The sequence below is a fragment of the Microbulbifer sp. YPW1 genome, assembly GCF_013367775.1.
In the GTDB taxonomy this organism is placed as follows: Bacteria; Pseudomonadota; Gammaproteobacteria; order Pseudomonadales; family Cellvibrionaceae; genus Microbulbifer.
Window position 1 is genome coordinate 3,317,541 of sequence record NZ_CP055157.1, and the last position, 18,828, is coordinate 3,336,368.

An 18,828-nucleotide genomic window follows, 5' to 3' on the forward strand; every position below is an offset into this window, starting at 1 on the left:
CAATCTGTGCCTTTTCCTCGTTGTCAAGGGGAGGAAGCCTATCCATAATCTTCCGATCTAATAAAACAAGATTCGATTTCTGGGGGGTATATGGATCTGGCAAAGCTTGGTGCAATTCTGTTGTCAGGATTTGTTTTGGCTGCTTGTGGCGGCGGGGGTGGGTCTTCGGACTCCGGTGGTGGAGCTTCCAGTAGCTCTTCCAGCAGCAGTTCTTCGGGAAGCTCCAGTGGCTCCTCAAGCAGTAGCTCGTCGAGCAGCAGTTCCTCAGGAGGGGCCAGCAGCTCTTCGGGAAGTAGCTCGTCGGGTAGCAGTTCTTCCAGCAGCGGCTCGTCCGGCGGTACCGATTCGGCACCTCCACAGGCTGAAATCATTTTCCCCTGGAAAATTTCTCGCAGTGACCAAAAGACCCTCCTGGTGAAGGGGGTAGCTTCAGATGAGAATGGCATTAGGGCGGTTCGGGTCAATGGCATTGATGCTGAGCTAACCGTGGTCTCTTCGACCGCTCCTTCGCCAAAGAGCCCGAATATGGCACCGCTGCCGGCATTCTCCGGAACCGGTAGCGAAAGCGACGGCTCTGGCACCGATGTGACCTGGGAAGTTTCGGTTCCCGCGCAGGACGGAGAGTCTACCGAACTGGTTGTTGAGACCGAGGATGATCAGGGCAACCTGGATTCTGAAGCGGAAACTGCCCAGATTATTCAGAAAAAGGTCCCGACGTCTTTCGTCGTCGATGAGGTTCATCGGCGACTTATCGGGCAGGCAAACAACAAGTCTTTGCTCACTTACGGTCTGGACGACGAGAGCTACTCCAGTGTCGAATTGGCGGAGCCAAAGTTTTGCTCGGGATTGGGGTATCGCCCGGATCAGGAAAAGGCAGTCTGTGCGACCCTGGTTGAGGATTGGTTTCGCCTGACCCAGATCGATCTGGAAAGTGGAGAAGATCAAGTCCTTCTCACCGAGCAGTTAGCGCTGGACCCGGAAGAATGGTCGTTTGCAAATGTGCTCAAACTCGAGGTATCCGAAGATGGTGCGTCGGCCTATATACTGACCAAGTTTTTCTCCAGCGTGGATTACGCGCTCAATAAGCCAGTAATTTTCCGCTACGACTTTTCCGCCGGTGAATTGGTCACTTTGGTTGATGGGAAAGTAAACAATGGCGACAAAGTTACCACGGATACGTTTACCCTGGCGGATGAAGGGATCGTTGTTTTCAATGATGAGTTTGGCAGCGTAGATGCTGCTTACTTGATCGACTATGCCGGCGAATCCCTAACGCCCGTATCTCTGCTACCAGACTTGATTCTGGCTAACCTCGATGTGAATGCCGATGGGAGCTTGTTATTTACCGCCGGTTTTGACGGCATTGCCAAAACCGATGTTGCAGAGCAGAGCTCGGAAGTGATTTCTCTGGAGAGTGAGCAGAGCTTTTTTCAGGTAGATCAGATTCGTTCCGTGCGCCTGGATGAGGCCAATAACCGACTGCTTATTGGCGACGATGGCTTCGATTATGTATTGGCGATCGATACCGAAACGGGTGAGCGCTCTGAGTTTGCGGGTAACGGAGTGGGCACAGGCAAGCGCATGTTGGCGCTCAGGTCCCTGGCGCTGGATGAAGTCAATGCAAAAGCCTACATTCTGGACGATGGGGGCAACGCGTCTTCCTACTTGATAGAAGTGGACCTGACGACAGGCAATCGCTCTATCCTGGCGGACTTTGGTGATGTCTGCCATCAGATAGCACAGGAGGTTGTTTTGCATCCAGAGGCCAATCAGGCCTATGCAGTATTCGACGGTGTCGTTTACTCCGTCAGCTTGGCCGATGGCAGTTTTGCAGTATTAACCGGTGATGAGTGCGGCGCAGCCGGTTTCGCGTTTACCGGGGGGGACCTCGATATTGATAATGGCAGGTTACTGCTGACAGATACCGCACTTAATGGTGTGGCGGCGGTCGACCTTGCTACAGGTACATATAGTGTTCTGATCGAGTCCGACGAGGAACTCGATGTTCCCGTGGATCTGGTTGTTGATACCGCGACCAATAGTGCCTATATCGTATCGCAGGCAATTGATGGCCTGCATCAATATGACCTGGAAACCGGAGAACTGGTTGCTCTGCTGGATGCGTGCCTCGAGTCTTCAGTCAATGATATTCTGGACCCGAATATTGGCTCGGTTCAAAACGTGACGATGGACCCCGGTGGGCAGTATCTTTGGATTTCGGGAGATAGGGTAGGGAAGTACAATCTGCAGTCGCCCACGTGCCAGACAGAAATCGGCCGTACCCACAGCGTCCTGGACGTGAAGGTTACGTCCAAAGGACAGTTGCTGGGCACGGTGTTCAATCAGATGATTCAACTGGATTTTGAAACAGGTGAAGCCGTGGTAATTTCCAAGTAAGCGGCATTTTAGTACACAAAAAAAAGGCCACCGATTGGTGGCCTTTTTTGTTGCTGGGAGGTTAGCGCTCCAGCAGCTCCAGTTTCCCGGTCTTGCCATCCCACTCCTCGGCATCCGGCAGGGGATCTTTCTTTTCGGTAATGTTCGGCCACACTTCCGACAGCTCGGCGTTCAGCTCGATATATTCCTGCTGATCGTCCGGTACCTCATCTTCGGAGAAGATGGCATTGGCGGGGCACTCTGGCTCGCACAGTGCGCAGTCAATGCACTCGTCCGGGTGAATCACCAGGAAGTTGGGACCTTCATAGAAACAGTCTACCGGGCAAACTTCCACACAGTCGGTGTATTTGCACTTGATGCAGTTTTCCCCAATTACGAATGTCATGCTTGTCCCTCGATAATGCTATGGCGTTGCCGCTGCCCGGCCAGCTCTGCATGCCGACCGCGCCCTATTCTGAAAGCAGCGGATTTTAGCAAGGTCTGGCGCGATTTGTAGTGGCTTTTGAGTCGAATTGGTTGGGTACTTATAACAATTTGCGCAGGGCGTAGAGCTGTTCCAGCGCCTGGCGCGGTGTCATGTCGTCCGGATCCAGTGTTTCCAGAGCCTCCACAGCCGGGTGCGGGGCGCTGCCGAACAGGTCAACCTGGGCCGGCGCTGTGGGCTTCGCTTTGGCGGCAGGCCTGGTAGTCTCCACCGGTGCGACTGCATGCACACTGGCTGATTCTAGGGAGTTTTCCGGCTGAGCCACAGATTTTGGTCCAGGGCCGGAATCGCGGGTGGTGTTACCGGCCTCCAATGCCGCCAGGCGCGCCTTGGCTTCCTCGAGCACTTCTTGGGGAATACCCGCCAGCTTGGCCACCTGCAGGCCGTAACTCTTGGACGCCGGTCCCTCCTGGATACGGTGCAGGAACACGATAGAGTCGCCGTGCTCGGTGGCGTTCAGGTGAATGTTAGCGGCGTCCGGGCACTGCTCCGGCAGTTCTGTCAACTCGAAATAGTGGGTGGCGAAGAGGGTGAAAGCGCGGACCTTGTCGGCCAGGAAGTGGGCGCAGGCCCAGGCCAGAGATAGGCCATCATAGGTACTGGTGCCGCGGCCGATCTCATCCATCAGGATCAGGCTGTGCTCACTGGCGTTGCGCAGGATATTCGCAGTTTCGGTCATCTCCACCATAAAGGTGGAGCGGCCGCCGGCCAGGTCGTCGGCACTGCCGATACGGGTAAAGATGCGGTCCAGCAGACCGATACGGGCACTGTCCGCGGGCACAAAGCTACCGCAATGGGCGAGCAGGGCAATGAGCGCGGTCTGGCGCATGTAGGTCGATTTACCACCCATATTCGGGCCGGTAATGACCAGCATGCGGCGGGATTCGTGCAGGTCGATGTCATTAGCCACAAACGGGTCGTCCAGAACCTGCTCCACCACCGGGTGGCGGCCGCCTTCCACATGAATGCCGGGTTGCTCGGACAGTTCAGGCTGGCTCAGGCGCAGCTGGTCTGCACGCTCGGCCATGTTCGCCAGTACGTCCAGCTGGGATACCGCGGCGGCGGCTGTCTGCAGTGCCGCCAGGTGCTCGTTGAGGGTGGTGATCAGCTCCTCGTAGAGAAACTTTTCCCGGGCCAGGGCGCGGCTCTTGGCAGAGAGCGCCTTGTCTTCAAACTCTTTCAGTTCTGGGGTAATAAAGCGCTCGGCGTTTTTCAGGGTCTGGCGACGGATATAGTCTGCCGGTGCCTTGTCGCTCTGTCCGCGGCTGATTTCGATAAAGTAGCCGTGCACCCGGTTGTAGCCAACCTTCAGGGTAGGGATACCGGTGCGCTCTTTCTCGCGTACTTCCAGCTGTACCAGATAATCCCCGGCGTTCTCGCTGATCCCGCGTAGCTCATCCAGCTCTTCGTCAAAGCCCTCGGCAATCACGCCGCCCTCGCGTATCACTACCGGCGGGTTTTCGACCAGTGCGCGCTGGAGCAGCTCCACGGTTTCGGGCCATTGGCCCATCTCATTGCTCAATTGGCCGAGCAGGGCTGCATTGGTTTCGCTGAGCTGGCGCTGCAGTTCCGGGAACTGGGCCAGGGACATCCCCAGCCGCGAAAGGTCTCGCGGGCGCGCGGAGCGCAGGGCCAGGCGGCCGAGAATCCGCTCCATATCGCCGATCGGCTTGAGCGCTTCACGCAAGGGTTCAAAGCGGTAGTCACCAATCAGCGCGGCAATCGCCTGCTGGCGTTGCTGCAGCGTATTCAGGTTGCGCAGGGGATTGTTCAGCCAGCGGCGCAGCAGTCGGCTGCCCATAGCGGTTTTACAGGCATCGAAAACTGACAGCAGCGTGTTGTCGTCGCCACCATTCAGGTTGGTATCGATCTCCAGATTGCGGCGGCTGGCGGGGTCCAGGGCCACGGTATCTTCACTGCGTTCCGTGCGCAGGGTGCGGATATGGGGCAGGTCTGTGCGCTGGGTGTCGCGGGCATACTGCAGCAGGCAACCGGCCGCAGACAGGGCCGCGTGCATGTGGCTGCAACCGAATGCCTCCAGGTCCAGGGTGCCAAACTGGCGATTTAACAGGCGCAGGGCGCTTTCAAGGTCGAACTCCCAGGGCGCGCGGCGACGCAGGCCTGCGCGGCGCTCGATTTCAGCGGGCAGGCTGAGATCTTCCGAGACCAGCAGCTCGGTAGGGCTGAAGCGCTGGATCTGCTCTGTCAGTGCTTCCAGGGTTTCCACTTCCTGCACCGCGAAATACCCGGTGCCCACATCCAGCAGGGCGAGGCCGAAGTGGTCGCCCACCAGCACGCTGGCCGCCAGCAGGTTGTCCCGGCGTTCGTTGAGCAGGGCCTCGTCTGTGACGGTGCCGGGAGTGACGATGCGCACCACCTTGCGCTCCACCGGCCCCTTGCTGGTGGCGGGATCGCCAATCTGTTCGGCAATGGCCACGGAGACGCCGGCCTTGATCAACCGGGCCAGATAGCCCTCGGCCGCATGGTAAGGAATGCCGGCCATGGGAATCGGTTGCCCACCGGATTTGCCGCGGGCGGTCAGGGTCACATCCAGCAGCTCCGCCGCGCGCTTCGCATCGTCATAGAACAACTCGTAGAAGTCTCCCATGCGATAGAACACCAGCTCCTGGGGGTGTTCCGCCTTGATACGCAAATATTGCTGCATCATCGGCGTGTGTTCGGGCTTGGCGGTTTTAGCTGCGGTTGCGGGCATGAATAAAAAATCTTTATAAAACAGTGGGTTATTTGTTTTTCTGTGCCGGCCTCCGGGGCCGGGGACGGGACAGGAGCGTCCCGTAGTGGGCGAATGGCACAAGCGCGCAAGGATACCAAAGCGGCTTGCAAACCACTATCGGGTACGCCGCGAGACTGAATGGTCGAATGCGCAATAACGGGGGCAAAGGGCAATGGGGACGGGGCCTGGGAAGCCTCGCGTGCAATAAGGTGAAATTGGTAGAAAACGGTTATTTCCCGTTCTACTGCCGCCATCTTAAGCTGGTAAGAGGTCATGCTGGCAGTGCGTGCCGAAGGAGGTAACATGAATCTACATATTCTTTCCCTGGAGGGACAGTTTTATCTCGTTGAGGCCGTAGATGAGAATGGCAGGCAGCTCTTGACCGACAGGAAGGATAGACCTCACCGGTTCCATTGCCTGGAAGAGATCCGCGATCATTTTCACAGCCACAAACTCGAGGAAGTTTGGTTGGAGCAGCTGACCCCGTACGAAGAAATGTGCGGGCTAGAAGATGAGACTTCGCCGTTGAAAGTTCAGTTGCACTGGTAACTGGCAAAATTAGCTGGCGGCGGCAGCCGCCGTTCCCTGTCGCCGTGTCCAGGTGTCCTGCCCCGTTGGCCCTTTCTTTAATGTATCGCGTCCCCAGTCCTGTGAGGGCGCGGTCCAAATTTCGTATTGCCCTGTAAATCCATTTTTCACCCTATCGGGCAATCCGATGGGACCCGCGTTTATTTCTAATTGCAGGCGCGTCATGATAAGTCGCGAATATCAGAATTTGGGGGCGCATCGTGCTGGCAGTTGGTTTCCGCCTATGGGCATTGCTGATGGCAATGCTGCCGGGGTTTATTCTTGCGGAGTGTGGCACTGGTAACAGCCCAGGATTCGAACTTGGTGGTGCGGCCCGGCAACTTTCTGGGGGGGGTAGGTTTGCCAGTATGGAAGATGGTGGGCACGCGGTTACTCTGTCCATGGCGGATGTGCGGAAGTTTCTTACTCCCTGTCTTAACTCTACTTCTCTACCCATGGTGGAGTGGGCAAATCAGGCGGGTATCACTGCCGTCGTAAATGGTGGGTATTTTTATAGCAACACGCCACTGTCACTGGTTGTGGTGAATGGCGAGCGCTTGGCGGACAACGTGGCTGCCGTCACTCGCAACAATCAGTCTTTCCCGGTTTTGCGCAGTGCTGTGTGGGCAAGCGCTGAAGGTGAGGTGAAAATCGGCTGGGTGGGGCTGGATGATGCTGGCTCTTTGCGAGAGTTTTCCCAGCCGATGCCTTACCAGGAAAATCAGGCGGAGCCACTGAAGCCACCGGAGGATATCCTGGGCACCACGATCAATCCCGATTGGGCGATCGGCGGCGGCCCGCGTTTACTAAAGGGTGGCCTGGCAGCAATAAGTTACGACGAAGAAATTTTCTGGGGCTCGGGGGTGGTGCTCGACGATGTACGGCCGCGCACGGCCATTTGTATCACGCGTGAGGACACTCTTGTTTTGTATGTCAATGAAGGGATACGTCTGGACGCAATGCCGCAAAAATTACTCGGGTTGGGCTGTGTTGAAGCGATGAACCTGGATGGTGGCGGCTCATCTGCCATGTATGTGGAGGGGCGGGCAATCCTGGATCAGCAGAGGGCTGTGCCGGTGGTATTTGCGGTCCGGGCACCGCAGTAAGTAAGTGAGCAACCTCGGTAACAGCGGGAGAGTTCACTTTGTGCAGAGAATCATCATGTGCTTACGTCGAATGGTTCCGAGCTACCCGGAGGGTATTCTGGCACCGGACTTTGTTCGTGGGGCCACATGGCCGAGGCAAACCACTCGGTCACCACTTCCGTGCGAGTAATCGCAGTGCCCACGGTAACCGCCCAGGCGCCTATTTTTCGCGCTTCTGCGCAGTGTGAGGGGGTGTTGAAACGCCCTTCCGCCATGACGCGGGGAAAGCGCGCGCACAGAGCGTGCAGAAATGCAAAGTCCGGATCCGCTGGTACCGGACCGCCCGTATAGCCGGACAGCGTAGTGCCGACGATCGCCGCGCCTGCCGCATACACTTCCTCCGCATCGCGCAAACAACTGCAATCCCCCATGGCGATTTTTCCGAGCCGTCTGATCTCGGCGATCAGGGTAATTACTGGAGTGGGGCGAGCGCGGTTCGTGCCATCGACTGCAATGATATCGGCGCCGGCATCGGCCAGGGCGTGGACATCTTCCACTAGTGGGGTGATTCGCACCGGGCTGCCTGGTAGATCCCGTTTTACGATACCGACAATCGGTACATCGGGAAGCGCATGTCGAACCCTGGCCAGGCGCGCGGCGCCCTCGATGCGCAACCCTTCGGCACCGCCGGCGAGGGCGGCTTTTGCCAGACGCACCACCGTATCGTCATTGTCCATCGGGCCGCGGTCTACGGGCTGGCAGGAAACAATCAGTCCGCTGGTGAGTTTGCGGTCAATGGCCTCTAGCGGGTGCAGAGTGGTGCTTGTCATTATTCATATACCGTGGCCAGGCGTGTGCCATTGCGCTGTACCAGAACATTGAAGCGGTAGCGATCGGCACGGTAGAGACTTTTGGCCAGCTCGATAATCCGACCCTGTTCGTCATACACCGTGCGTTCGGCAAGTAGTGCGGGGCTGAAGGTTGGAATCTGCAATTGCTCTGCCTCCTCTTCGTCTACCACGGTGGCGCTGATCTGTTGCTTGGCCTGGTCCACGACGATTTCATATTGCCGGTGTAACAGGTCATACAGTGAGCTGGTATGCAATTCCTGAATGGCCAGGTCCGGGAAAATCGCTTTTGGCAGGTAAACCCGTTCGATGGCTACTGGGCAGCCATCAGCGAGTCGCAAGCGGCGGATCAGGAATAGCTCTGCGCCTGGGGCCAGGTTCATCTTGCTGGCCATTTTCACATCGGCCTGGATTACATCATTGAACAGCAGTTTGTTGGAGGGCTTCAGGCCAAGCTGCTGCATCTCTTCACTGAATGACATCAGTTTGAGCTGGTTGGCCAGCGGTTTGGCGAGCACAAAAATACCGGCGCCTTGGCGAATTTCAATGTGCTTCAGCTCCTCCAGGTATTTGAGGGCTCGGCGCAGGGTGTCACGGGAAACCTGAGTGAGTTCCGCCAGCTCGCGCTCGCCGGGGAGGCGCGCGCCCGGAGTTTGTTGGTCGATAAGATCCAGTAGCTGCTGGTGCAACCGCTGCTGCTTGCGAGTCATCGCCATAAGCAAACCCCTCCGAATGCTAATCGTCCAATTGGTATTTTTTTGTGCGGATAGATGGTCATACTCGCTAGATATTATACCAAATGGTTTGATTTTGGAAATTTTCTCCGATAAGGTCGTACCAATGTAAAGGGGGTCTAATAATGAAAATCATCCTCTGGAAGCTGCTCATTGCCCTGCCGCTCGCCCTGCTGGGGAGCAGTGCCGCCGCTGCCAGCAAAACGCAGATCCAGTTCTGGACCATGCAGCTGTCGCCATTTCACGACGAGTACGTTATTGGCCTGATCGACGAATTCGAGCGCGAGAATCCGGGTGTGCAAGTGAAATGGGTCGATGTGCCCTGGAAGGAAATGGAAAAAAAGGTGTTGGCCTCGGTAGCGGCGGGTACTGCGCCCGATGTGGTTAACCTCAACCCTCAGTTCGCCGCCAAGCTGGCAGAGTTCGGTGCGTTGGCCAACCCAGAGCGCTACTTGAGTGCGCAGGCCGTTGCGGAGTACCTCCCAAATATTTGGAATGCCAACCGTTTTGAAGGGGAGTCCTTCGCGATTCCCTGGTATCTCTCTACCACCATCACTATCTACAACCGCACATTGCTGGAGCAGGCGGACGTTCGTGTGCCCACGAACTATACGGAGTTGTTGTCCGCTGCGAGACAGTTACAGCAACGGTTGGGTAAATATGCGTATTTCCCAGCGCTGGACGGTAGTCGTCCACTTGAGAACCTGGCGGCGATGGGGGTGCCTTTACTGTCCGAGGAGGGTACGTCCGCTGGATTTGACAACGCGCAGGGCCTGGCCTTTTTCCGGTTTAACCGTGATTTGTACCAGCGGGGCTTGATTCCGAAGAATGTGCTGACGGAAGGGCACCGCAAAGCGGTGGATTTGTTTCAGTCCGGCCAGGTGGCCCTCATTACCACCGGTATGCAGTTTCTGCAGTCCATCAAAACCAATGCTCCGGCGCTCTATGCTAGCGTAGATGTGGCTCCCCAGATAAAGAACCCTGCCAGTAAAAGCAATGTGGCGGTCATGAATCTGGCGGTGCCAAAAATATCCGCTCATAAAGAGTTGGCGTTCGAGTTTGCCACCTTCGTCACCAGCCACCATAACCAGATGGCCCTCGCGCGGCGTATTCCCTTGCTGCCGTCCACGGTAGAAAGCTATCAGGATCCTTTTTTCCAGTTGCCGGAAAACCCGAGTCTCGTAGACCGGGCGCGAGCGATCTCCGCGCGCCAGGTATTGACTGGTGCCGTGCTGGTGCCGCCGCTGCCCAAGTACAGCAAGCTGAAAAACAGTTTCGTGTTCAATTTGCAGTCCGCCATGGTGGGCAGGCTGAGTGCTGAGGAGGCTATTGAGCGAACCAGTGATACATGGAGGCTATTTCTTCAGGCGCGCGATAGAACAGGTCACACCGCAGGGCGCGGCAATGAGTAAGTCTGTGCCCGTGTACATCGCCGCTGACCTTGGTGGTACCAAGATCCGCGTAGCGGCGTTTGGCCCCACACTGCGGCCACTGTTCAAAACGGAACTGGCCAGTGAGGCCGGTGCCGGGAGAGAGAGTGCGCTCAAGGCTCTGGCTTTCGCAGTCGAGCGTGCCCTCGAATGGCTGGCGCAGCACGCTGCGGATGCATCGGTCACCGGCATTGGTATATCCACTGCCGGGGTCGTCGACGCGCGCCGCGGTGTCGTTCTGGATTCGACCGAGGCGATCCCGGGGTGGCGTGGCACTGAGCTGGCGGCCTGGTTGCAGGCGCGCTTTTGCGTACCGGTGGCCGTGGAAAATGACGTGAAGTGCGCACTGCTGGGTGAACTCAACGCGAGTCCCGAGTTGGCCACCGGTCGCGTCGTTATGTTGACACTGGGTACCGGCCTCGGCGGGGCCATCGCTGAGGCGGGTGCTATCGTCGGCGGTGCCCACTCGGTGGCTGGACATTTCGGGCGTATGCCCGTACCCGACCCCTGGCAGCTGGGGGCATTTTGCCCGCTGGAAGCGCTGGTGTCCGGAACCGGGTTGGCCAATGTGGCGAGCCGTACCGGTGCCTGCGTGTACGCCAATGGCCGTGAGGTATTGGAGCAGGCGGCCGCCGGGGATACTCAGGCACTGTTGGGGCTCGATCGCTTTTGCGGCTATCTCGCGATGGCGCTGGAGCAAGTGTACTGGGCGCTGGACCCCGAGGTGGTGCTCATCGGTGGTGGTTTGGTAGAGGCGCGCGAGCAATGGTGGCCGCGCCTGCAGGAAAAGTGCGGGCACACAGGCCTGCCCACAGACGTGCGGCCTGCGCAGCTGAATAATGATGCCGGCATTTACGGTGCTGGTGCCTTGATTAAAGCGGTGGCGATTTCTGGAGTGGATACCAATGCGGACAAATGAGGTCAGTCGCGGCGAGATCACCGAAAAACTGCGCGGGGCAGGCGCTCCCTGGGACCGCTTGCGAAAACTACGCCTACCAAAAGCCGCCGGGGGACTTTCCCCGTTGGTACCTTACCTGTTTCTGTTGCCGGCCTGCGCGATTATCGGAGCCTTTGTTCTCTATCCCATGCTGCACGCCATCATGGCGAGCCTCACTGACTACAACATGATTACCGAGTCGCGGTTTGTGGGGGCCGACAACTACCGGATGTTGCTGCAAGACCCCTTCTTCTGGAACAGCCTGAAAAACACTTTGTTGTATCTGCTCGTGGTTGTACCGGTACTGGTGATAGCCCCCATTTTTCTCGCATTGCTGGTGAACCGATCGCTGCCGGGCATCAAGTTGTTCCGTGCGGTGTTTTATCTACCAGTGATTACATCACTTGTGGTTACCGGCCTGATCTGGAAGTGGGTGTATGAAGAGCAGGGCATCCTTAATTATTTCCTGCTGAGCACCGGCATCACCGATGACCCGGTTGCGTTTCTCACCGATCCTGCCAATGCGCTCTTCTCTGTGATGGCGGTAACCGTGTGGACGGGGCTAGGTTATTACATGGTGATCTACCTGGCCGGCCTCCAGTCTATCCCGCGCCACTTGTACGAGGCGGCGGAAGTGGAGGGCGTCTCCAAGTGGCGCCAGACCCTGTTCATCACCATTCCGTTGTTAAAGCCGTCGATAGCGGTAGTGGCGGTGATGTCTTCCATTGCCGCGATGAAAGTCTTCGAGGAAGTGTATGTAATGACCCAGGGCGGTCCGCTGGATAGCACCAAGACACTGGTGTATTTCATTTACCAGAGTGCGTTTGAGGAATTTGAAATGGGCTATGCCGCCGCGGCCGGCGTGGTGCTCTTCCTGCTCACGCTGGTCCTGTCCCTGGCCAATCTGTTTCTGCTGAGGAAGGATTGATGAGAACATCTCCTGTCGCGACTGCGTTGCGTTATGCGGGCCTGCTGTGTGTAGCATTGCTCACCATGGGGCCATTTTTGTGGCTGCTGTCCACTGCGCTCAAGTCCGGTAGTGAAAATATTTTTGCCTATCCGCCATCGCTGTTTCCGGAGCAGCCGACGCTGGAAAACTTTAGCCGCGTGCTGGAGACCCAGCCGTTCGTTGTGTACCTGAAAAACAGTGTCCTGGTGGCGTTGTTGTCGGTTACCGCCAACCTGGTTTTTGCATCACTCGCGGCTTATCCGCTGGCGCGTATGGAATTTCGTGGAAAAAATCTGATCTTTTTGGTTTTGCTCAGCTCGATGATGATTCCATTCCAGCTGTTAATGATTCCGGTATACAACATCGCCATCTCGCTTGGACTGCAAAACTCTTATCTGGGGCTAGTGTTGCCACACGCCTGTACGGCGTTTGGTGTGTTCCTTATGCGCCAGGCATTTCAGGGTATCCCCAAGGCGTTGGAGGAATCCGCACTGCTGGAAGGGCTGAACCGCATTCAGATCTGGTGGTATGTATTGGTACCCCTGGTCAAGCCCTCCCTGGCCACTCTGGCCGTGTTCAGCTTTATTGCGGTGTGGGGCGATTTCCTGTGGCCGCTGATTATTCTGGATGACCCGGCTTACTACACCCTCCCGCTGGGTGTAAATCGCTTGGCCAACACATTTTCCATGGACTGGCGCCTGGTGGCGGCTGGGGCCGTATTTTCCATATTGCCGATACTGGCGGTATTTCTGTTCAGCCAGAAATATTTTATTGAAGGCGCCATGCGTGGTGCGGTGAAAGGATAAGCGTGGGAGTCATCACATGACCAAAGATGTCGCGGTAGTGGTGCAGACCCACTGGGATCGGGAGTGGTATTACCCTCATCAGACCTTTCTCGCGCGCCTGCTTCGGGTCATGCAGCAGGTTGTGGAGCAGCTGGACAGCGGAGCACTGAAAAGCTTTCTTTTCGACGGTCAGGTTTCGGCGATTGAAGATTTCTATGCACACGCCGAACCAGCGCTAGCGGAGCGGGTACGCTCGCATGTGCAGTCGGGACGCATAGTGATCGGGCCCTGGTACATCATGGCCGATGAGTTCCTGTGTGCTGGCGAGTCACTGGTGCGCAACCTGGAAATGGGGATGGTGCGGGCGGCCACTCACGGCCGCTGCCAGGCGGTAGGTTACCTGCCGGATACCTTTGGACATATCGCGCAAATGCCGCAAATCCTGCGCGGCTTTGGTATCGACAACGCAGTGGCCTGGCGCGGTATCGAGGCGCCACAGTCAGAAATTGAATGGTTGGCGCCGGATGGCAGTCGTGTTTTTACCATATTTTTGACGGAGGGATACTACCAGCACCCTTTCAATACAGCGGACTGGCGCGATGCCCTGAACCGCTACCTGGAGAAAATCGTCAATCGCAGCGGCGGTGGTGAGTTGTTGCTGACTCAGGGAGGGGATCACCTGCTGACTATTGAAAACCTGCAACAGAAGGTCGAAGCCTACAATGCCGAGCAGGAAGATTTCCGTCTTACCCAGCGCAGCCTGGAAGCGTACATCCGGGGTGTGCACGCTGCGCATGCGGGTACCGATCTGCCCACGGTTACCGGTGAATTGCGGGATAATCAGTCGGCGTTCGTCCTCCCGGATGTGCTCTCCACACGGCAATATCTCAAGGCTCAAAACCAGTCACTGGAAGACCAATTTATCGGCCTCGTGGAACCGCTGCTGGCGCTGGCTGCACCGGTCCTGGAGCAGGCCCAGGGTTACCCGCAGTGCTATCTGGAGCAGAGCTGGCAGCTTCTGATAGAACAGCATGCCCACGATTCCATCTGCGGTTGCAGCGTTGACGAGGTGCATCGTGAAATGGAAATGCGCTTTTCCCAGTTGCACCAGCGACTGGATGCACTGATGCAGCAGGCCCAATTGGCGCTGGGTATGTGCAATGACCGGGTCAGCTTCCACCGTGATCACAGTGCCCCTGATCCGTTTGCCGACGATCGTCGTTTCACCCTGTTTAATCCGTCGCCCAAGCCGCGTGCCGGCTGGCAGTTGTTCTCGGTCTTCCTGCGTGGCGAAGTGCGAGAAGATCTGGTAGTAAAAACTGCCGCCGGCGATAGGCTGACATCGATTTTGGTCGCGCGGGAGTCCAGCAGGGAATTCCAGTCCCCGCTTGATGATTTCCCGGATCTGATCGCCGGTCACCGCTATACCGTTGCGGTCAATGTGGTGCTTGAGGGCATGCAGATGCTGTCCTGCGAAGTACACGACGTTGCCCGTGAAGCCAGTTTTGGAAACGGCCGTGTGCGAGAGGCGCGTGTAATCGAGAATGCCTTCTATCGCCTCTCGGTCAACGACAACCAGCTGATCATAGAGGACAGGCGCAGTGGTCGCCGCTATGACGACGCGCTATCGCTGGTCAGCGAGCTGGATGGGGGGGATACCTATAACTTCTCTCCGGTGGATACGCATCGATACCGCGCAGACATTCTGTCCTGTGAAGCGCAAACGCATACGGCAGCGGATGCCGCGCACGCGGTGCACACCCTGGTTTTGCGCCTGCGTTTACGTCAGCCCGCGGGGCTCGAACGCGACCGGAGTGTCTCTCCCGAGTGGATCGAAAGCGAGGGTGAACTGCAATTGCGCCTGATGCCGGGCGATGACTATATCGACGCACAGCTGGACTGGGACAATCGCGCACGTGATCAGCGACTGCGCTTGCAATTGTCCACCGGCCAAACCGTGGCGCACTCCTGGGCCGACAGTGCGTTCCACTGGGTCGAGCGTGAGAAAACCTATAGCGATGGGGCACAGGTCAGCGGCCAGCAGGAATCGCCAGTGGCAGTAATCCCCAGCTACTCAGCGGTAAGTGCCGGCCCCATTGGCTTCGTGCATCGCGGCCTGCAGGAGGCGGAAATCGTCGCTGCAGAACATGAAGACTGTCTCGCCATCACATTAATCCGCAGTGTTGGCTGGCTGTCCCGTCGCGATCTGAAAACCCGGGGGCTGGGCGCCGGGCCCGATCTGCCGACGCCGGAAGCCCAGTGTCTGCGCTCCCACCAGTTCCACTTCGCGTTTACTCTCCAGCAGCCAGAGCCACCATCGCTGCTGCAGCGCGCGGACTGCTGGCGCAAGCCTGTGTCACTGCTGCGAGGCAGCGGGCCCGGCCCGCTGCCCAATTTGCAGCTCACTGCGCCCGAGTTGCAGGTCAGCAGCCTGCGCTACGCCGTGAGGGAAGGGGTACCCGTACTGGAATTACGGGTTTGGAACCCGATGCCAAACGCCGTGAGCGCAACATTCAATTGCGATGTTTTCACGCGGGTGGATCTCTCCGGACAGGTGGATAAGACCGTTGACGCTGCTGCACTTGTCGCTCCCCATCAGATAGCCACCTTCGTATTCCCCTATGACAGGCTGGTGACAACTGACCCGAGCTCGGAGGTACAGCATGGCCAAATATAAAATTCTGGCACTTCCGGTTGATGGCCGGCCCGTGACCCGCGAGCAGGTACAGATGGTCGCGCGCATTGCCAACTGCGAAGTGCTGTGCCCGCCGGTGCAGTCCCTCGGCCATTTTCGAGACGCCGCAGACCGGAATCTGCTGGCAAGTTGGGTAGCGCAGCATGCAGATGCCGTTGACGGATTTATTTTCTCCCTGGATATGCTGATTTATGGCGGGTTGGTGCCCAGCCGTTTTATCGCGGACAGTCAGCAAGCATTGACTGCGCGCCTAGGACTTCTGACCGGGTTAAAGGCAAGCTATCCGGATAAACCCCTCTACGGCTTTTGCGCCACCATGCGCATGTCCAATAACAATGAAAACGAAGAGGAAAAACGCTACTGGGCCCAGTATGGCACCGATATCTGGGCCTGGTCGTTTCACAGTGATCGCTACGCCTGCACCGGGAATACACAGGACCAGGAGCGGGCTGCAATTGCCAAAAGCCGTATCCCGAAAGAAATTCAGCGGGATTACCTGGATACCCGCGCGCGCAACTTTGGCGTTACCCGGGAAGTCTTGGCGCTGGTGGAGCGCGGCATTATTGACCGCTTGATTCTGCCGCAGGATGACACCGCAGAATACGGTTTCAATATCGCAGAGCGCCGGCAACTGCAGCAGTGGGTCGCGGAAAGGAATCTGCAACATTCCATACTGATATATCCGGGCGCGGACGAAGTAATTTACACCTTGTTGGTGCACCAGCTGCAAACGCTCGAGCAGCGGAAATCCGGCAGGGTTGCCGCCCTGCGGGTGGCGCTGCGGCCACATCACCCCGGGGCGCTGGCTTCCATGGTGGCGCGCTACGAAGATCGCCCGGTCATGGAGTCCATTCGCTGCCAGATTCACGCGGCGGGCGCTGAGCTGGTCGCAGACGAACCCGCGGCGGATGTAGTGATTGCCGTGCACTGTCGCGGCGCCATGCAGGGCGACTGGGCAATGCAGTACCCCCTGGGGGAAGATCTTGGCCTGGATGCCCACTGGGTTGCGCAACTGAAACAGGACTTGAAAGAAAAGCGTCGGCCGGTCGCGCTACTGGATCTTGCCTATGCCAACGGCGGAGATCCGGATTTGGTCGCCGCGTTGGAGGAGACACCGGGAGCGGGGCTCGCTGACCTGCAGGCGTACAGCGGGTGGAATACCGCCAGTAACAGTGTCGGTAGTCTTGTCGCCCAGTTGTGCGCCGGTATGGGTGAGCAGGAATGCGCCGAGCAGAAAGCCTATAACCAACACCTGCTGGCGACTCGACTGCTGGACGATTATCTATATCAGTCCCGCCTGCGCCAGGCCCTGCGAGCCGTGCAACAGGAACGCGGCCTCGACGATGGCGACAGACTCGCATTGGAGCAGGTTTATGTCGCTACCGCACGGCAATGGCTGCAACAGCAGGGTTTTGCTTCTGTATCGCTGGAGAGCGTCTATTTTCCCTGGAGCCGCAGCTTCGAGATCGGCCTGCGCACTTCACTGGTTACCGCTGGTGCCGTGGAGTGTGCGGTATGAGTCGCGCACGCACAGCAGTAACCTCTACTGCCCGGGTCGACGCCCAGGCAGCCGTCGTCGGCGCCAGTCTTGGCGGTGTGATGGCGGCCTGGCAGTTGTGCCGCGCGGGAGTGAAAACCGTTCTGACGAGCGAATTTCCCTGGATTGGTGGGCAGATGACGAGTCAGGCGGTACCTCCTGACGAGCATCGTTACATTGAGTCGTTTGGCGCATCCGCCAGCTATATGGCTTTCCGCAAAGCCGTGCGTGCTCACTATAAGGCGCAGGATAGGTTTGTCGATAACACGGCGATGACCGAGGGCTGCAATCCGGGCGACGGCTGGGTAAGCCGACTCTGTTTTGAGCCCGCGGTTGCCGAACGGTACTTCCGCGATCTGCTGCAACCCTATGTGGATAGCGGCGCGCTTATCTTGCTGGAAGCGGTGCGGCCAGCGGCCGCGTTGCGCAATGACCGAACAATCGTGTCTGTCACCCTGCAGGGCGTGCGCGATCGGATTGGTTGCACCGAAGTACGTGCGGACTACTTTCTCGATGCTACCGATACTGGCTCCCTGCTGGCTCTGGCGGATCTCCCTTACCGGTTGGGAAAAGAGTCCCGTAGCGAATTCGATGAGCCGCAGGCACCGGAGCACGCGGACTCCTGTGATCAGCAGCCGGTCACTTTTGTGTGTGCCCTGCGCTGGCAGACAACGCCGGTGACACCGGTGCCCAGGCCGCCGGAATACGATTTCTGGCGCGCGCATATTTTGCCGAACTATAACTACCCGCTGTTTTCCGATCATATTCCCGGGCATGAAGGTTTCAGTGCGGTGCGCCTGCCATTTTTCTCTGCGGCCGCAATGGCCGGAGAACCCCGGGATCCGACACTGGATTTATGGCGGTACCGCCGCATTATTGCCGCCCACAACTGGCAGGGTGAAACGGTTACCGATGTCAGCCTGATCAACTGGGCGCAGAATGATTACGCGCTTCATCCGCTGCTGGATGGCGAAGTACGAAGCGAACGGGAAGTGGCCGAGGCGGCCAAGGCGCTAACCCGTTGTTTTGTGCACTGGTTGCAGACAGAAGCACCCCGCGAGTGCATAGGCGAGCAAGGCTATGGCTTTCCGGAGCTGGCACTGGTGGAGGGGCTCCTCGGTACCAGCGATGGCTTTGCACAGCAGGTCTATGTACGCGAGTCGCGCCGGATTGTCGGCCTGCAGACACTGAGCCAACGCGACATCCTGCTGTACGAAAATGACACTGACGACTGGCATCCGGCAACCTGCCGCAACAGCGTGGGTATCGGGCTGTACAACATGGATATTCACCCAACTTGTGTTTCGGGCATGGGCAGCAATGCGGTGGTGCGGCCATTCGAACTGCCGCTGGGGATATTTATTCCAGCGGATGTCGACAATCTGCTGCCGGCTTGCAAGAACATTGGTGTCACCCATCTGGTCAATGCAGCCACACGCGTGCACCCCATCGAGTGGCTGATCGGTGAGGTGGCGGGGTTGTTGGCTGCGCACAGTCTGGTCACCGGCGCTGCGCCCGCAGGCATTTACGAAAGTGCTGCACTGACAACTCAGTTTCAGAGTTTTGTACAGGAGCAGGGGGTGCCCGTGCACTGGCCGGGAGATCCGCTGGCTGCGAATAACACCTGATCCAATAAAAATTTACGT

Annotated in this window: 15 protein-coding genes; 10 read left to right on the forward strand and 5 right to left on the reverse strand. The window is 57.8% G+C overall.

The genetic code is table 11. The features are described from left to right. Positions 1 to 38 precede the first annotated feature (38 nt). Complete coding sequence (locus tag HUW35_RS13495; RefSeq protein ID WP_181252797.1) at positions 39 to 371, reverse strand: hypothetical protein; 333 nt, start codon at positions 369 to 371, stop codon at positions 39 to 41. A 43-nt stretch (positions 372 to 414) separates the two neighbouring features. On the opposite strand from HUW35_RS13495, the gene HUW35_RS13500 reads away from it, so the two are divergent. Then, a complete protein-coding gene (locus HUW35_RS13500) occupies positions 415 to 2,397 on the forward strand; it encodes a hypothetical protein (protein WP_181252798.1) in 1,983 nt (660 codons plus the stop codon). A 61-nt stretch (positions 2,398 to 2,458) separates the two neighbouring features. Here HUW35_RS13500 and fdxA read toward each other — a convergent pair whose 3' ends face one another. Both fdxA and mutS read right to left on the reverse strand, forming a co-directional pair. Then, on the reverse strand, positions 2,459 to 2,782 hold the full coding sequence (gene fdxA / locus HUW35_RS13505; protein ID WP_161858105.1) for a ferredoxin FdxA: 324 nt from the start codon (positions 2,780 to 2,782) through the stop codon (positions 2,459 to 2,461). 139 nt (positions 2,783 to 2,921) lie between these two features. Continuing rightward, entirely contained in the window at positions 2,922 to 5,594 is a 2,673-nt protein-coding gene (mutS, locus tag HUW35_RS13510; protein WP_181252799.1) for a DNA mismatch repair protein MutS, read from the reverse strand. A 324-nt stretch (positions 5,595 to 5,918) separates the two neighbouring features. Here mutS and HUW35_RS13515 point away from each other — a divergent pair, with 324 nt between their 5' ends. Together HUW35_RS13515 and HUW35_RS13520 are read left to right on the forward strand one after the other, a co-directional pair. Further along, positions 5,919 to 6,164 carry a DUF6482 family protein gene (locus HUW35_RS13515; RefSeq protein WP_181252800.1) on the forward strand — a complete coding sequence of 82 codons (246 nt, stop codon included), beginning with the start codon at positions 5,919 to 5,921 and terminating at the stop codon, positions 6,162 to 6,164. 386 nt (positions 6,165 to 6,550) lie between these two features. Beyond that, positions 6,551 to 7,288 (forward strand): phosphodiester glycosidase family protein, encoded by a 738-nt coding sequence (locus HUW35_RS13520; RefSeq protein WP_181252801.1) that lies wholly within the window; start codon positions 6,551 to 6,553, stop codon positions 7,286 to 7,288. A gap of 53 nt (positions 7,289 to 7,341) precedes the next feature. On the opposite strand, the gene HUW35_RS13525 is transcribed toward HUW35_RS13520, so the two are convergent. Both HUW35_RS13525 and HUW35_RS13530 read right to left on the reverse strand, forming a co-directional pair. Further along, a complete protein-coding gene (locus tag HUW35_RS13525) occupies positions 7,342 to 8,097 on the reverse strand; it encodes an N-acetylmannosamine-6-phosphate 2-epimerase (RefSeq protein ID WP_181252802.1) in 756 nt (251 codons plus the stop codon). Next, positions 8,097 to 8,831 carry a GntR family transcriptional regulator gene (locus HUW35_RS13530; protein ID WP_181252803.1) on the reverse strand — a complete coding sequence of 245 codons (735 nt, stop codon included), beginning with the start codon at positions 8,829 to 8,831 and terminating at the stop codon, positions 8,097 to 8,099. Before HUW35_RS13530 ends, HUW35_RS13525 begins: the two co-directional genes overlap by 1 nt. 143 nt (positions 8,832 to 8,974) lie before the next feature. On the opposite strand from HUW35_RS13530, the gene HUW35_RS13535 reads away from it, so the two are divergent. The 7 genes from HUW35_RS13535 to HUW35_RS13565 are packed head-to-tail and all read left to right on the forward strand — an operon-like array spanning position 8,975 to position 18,810. Beyond that, positions 8,975 to 10,261 carry a sugar ABC transporter substrate-binding protein gene (locus HUW35_RS13535; protein ID WP_181252804.1) on the forward strand — a complete coding sequence of 429 codons (1,287 nt, stop codon included), beginning with the start codon at positions 8,975 to 8,977 and terminating at the stop codon, positions 10,259 to 10,261. After that, complete coding sequence (locus HUW35_RS13540; RefSeq protein WP_181252805.1) at positions 10,254 to 11,198, forward strand: ROK family protein; 945 nt, start codon at positions 10,254 to 10,256, stop codon at positions 11,196 to 11,198. Before HUW35_RS13535 ends, HUW35_RS13540 begins: the two co-directional genes overlap by 8 nt. Next, complete coding sequence (locus HUW35_RS13545; protein WP_255463299.1) at positions 11,185 to 12,144, forward strand: carbohydrate ABC transporter permease; 960 nt, start codon at positions 11,185 to 11,187, stop codon at positions 12,142 to 12,144. The genes HUW35_RS13540 and HUW35_RS13545 overlap by 14 nt, the downstream gene beginning before the upstream one ends. Next, positions 12,144 to 12,971, forward strand: a complete 828-nt coding sequence (locus tag HUW35_RS13550; RefSeq protein ID WP_181252806.1) for a carbohydrate ABC transporter permease — start codon at positions 12,144 to 12,146, stop codon at positions 12,969 to 12,971. Before HUW35_RS13545 ends, HUW35_RS13550 begins: the two co-directional genes overlap by 1 nt. 16 nt (positions 12,972 to 12,987) lie before the next feature. Continuing rightward, entirely contained in the window at positions 12,988 to 15,627 is a 2,640-nt protein-coding gene (locus tag HUW35_RS13555; protein ID WP_181252807.1) for a glycoside hydrolase family 38, read from the forward strand. Continuing rightward, positions 15,614 to 17,164 (forward strand): DUF4127 family protein, encoded by a 1,551-nt coding sequence (locus HUW35_RS13560; RefSeq protein ID WP_181252808.1) that lies wholly within the window; start codon positions 15,614 to 15,616, stop codon positions 17,162 to 17,164. The genes HUW35_RS13555 and HUW35_RS13560 overlap by 14 nt, the downstream gene beginning before the upstream one ends. Further along, complete coding sequence (locus HUW35_RS13565; RefSeq protein ID WP_181252809.1) at positions 17,161 to 18,810, forward strand: FAD-dependent oxidoreductase; 1,650 nt, start codon at positions 17,161 to 17,163, stop codon at positions 18,808 to 18,810. The genes HUW35_RS13560 and HUW35_RS13565 overlap by 4 nt, the downstream gene beginning before the upstream one ends. Positions 18,811 to 18,828 lie beyond the last annotated feature (18 nt).

Coding starts and splice junctions, on each gene's coding strand:
- fdxA (WP_161858105.1), bottom strand. CDS start 2,782: ATGACATTCGTAATTGGGGAAAACTGCATCAAGTGCAAATACACCGAC.
- mutS (WP_181252799.1), bottom strand. CDS start 5,594: ATGCCCGCAACCGCAGCTAAAACCGCCAAGCCCGAACACACGCCGATG.
- HUW35_RS13560 (WP_181252808.1), top strand. CDS start 15,614: ATGGCCAAATATAAAATTCTGGCACTTCCGGTTGATGGCCGGCCCGTG.
- HUW35_RS13565 (WP_181252809.1), top strand. CDS start 17,161: ATGAGTCGCGCACGCACAGCAGTAACCTCTACTGCCCGGGTCGACGCC.
- HUW35_RS13525 (WP_181252802.1), bottom strand. CDS start 8,097: ATGACAAGCACCACTCTGCACCCGCTAGAGGCCATTGACCGCAAACTC.
- HUW35_RS13520 (WP_181252801.1), top strand. CDS start 6,551: ATGGAAGATGGTGGGCACGCGGTTACTCTGTCCATGGCGGATGTGCGG.
- HUW35_RS13545 (WP_255463299.1), top strand. CDS start 11,185: ATGCGGACAAATGAGGTCAGTCGCGGCGAGATCACCGAAAAACTGCGC.
- HUW35_RS13550 (WP_181252806.1), top strand. CDS start 12,144: ATGAGAACATCTCCTGTCGCGACTGCGTTGCGTTATGCGGGCCTGCTG.
- HUW35_RS13530 (WP_181252803.1), bottom strand. CDS start 8,831: ATGGCGATGACTCGCAAGCAGCAGCGGTTGCACCAGCAGCTACTGGAT.
- HUW35_RS13515 (WP_181252800.1), top strand. CDS start 5,919: ATGAATCTACATATTCTTTCCCTGGAGGGACAGTTTTATCTCGTTGAG.
- HUW35_RS13495 (WP_181252797.1), bottom strand. CDS start 371: ATGATTTCAGCCTGTGGAGGTGCCGAATCGGTACCGCCGGACGAGCCG.
- HUW35_RS13540 (WP_181252805.1), top strand. CDS start 10,254: ATGAGTAAGTCTGTGCCCGTGTACATCGCCGCTGACCTTGGTGGTACC.
- HUW35_RS13535 (WP_181252804.1), top strand. CDS start 8,975: ATGAAAATCATCCTCTGGAAGCTGCTCATTGCCCTGCCGCTCGCCCTG.
- HUW35_RS13555 (WP_181252807.1), top strand. CDS start 12,988: ATGACCAAAGATGTCGCGGTAGTGGTGCAGACCCACTGGGATCGGGAG.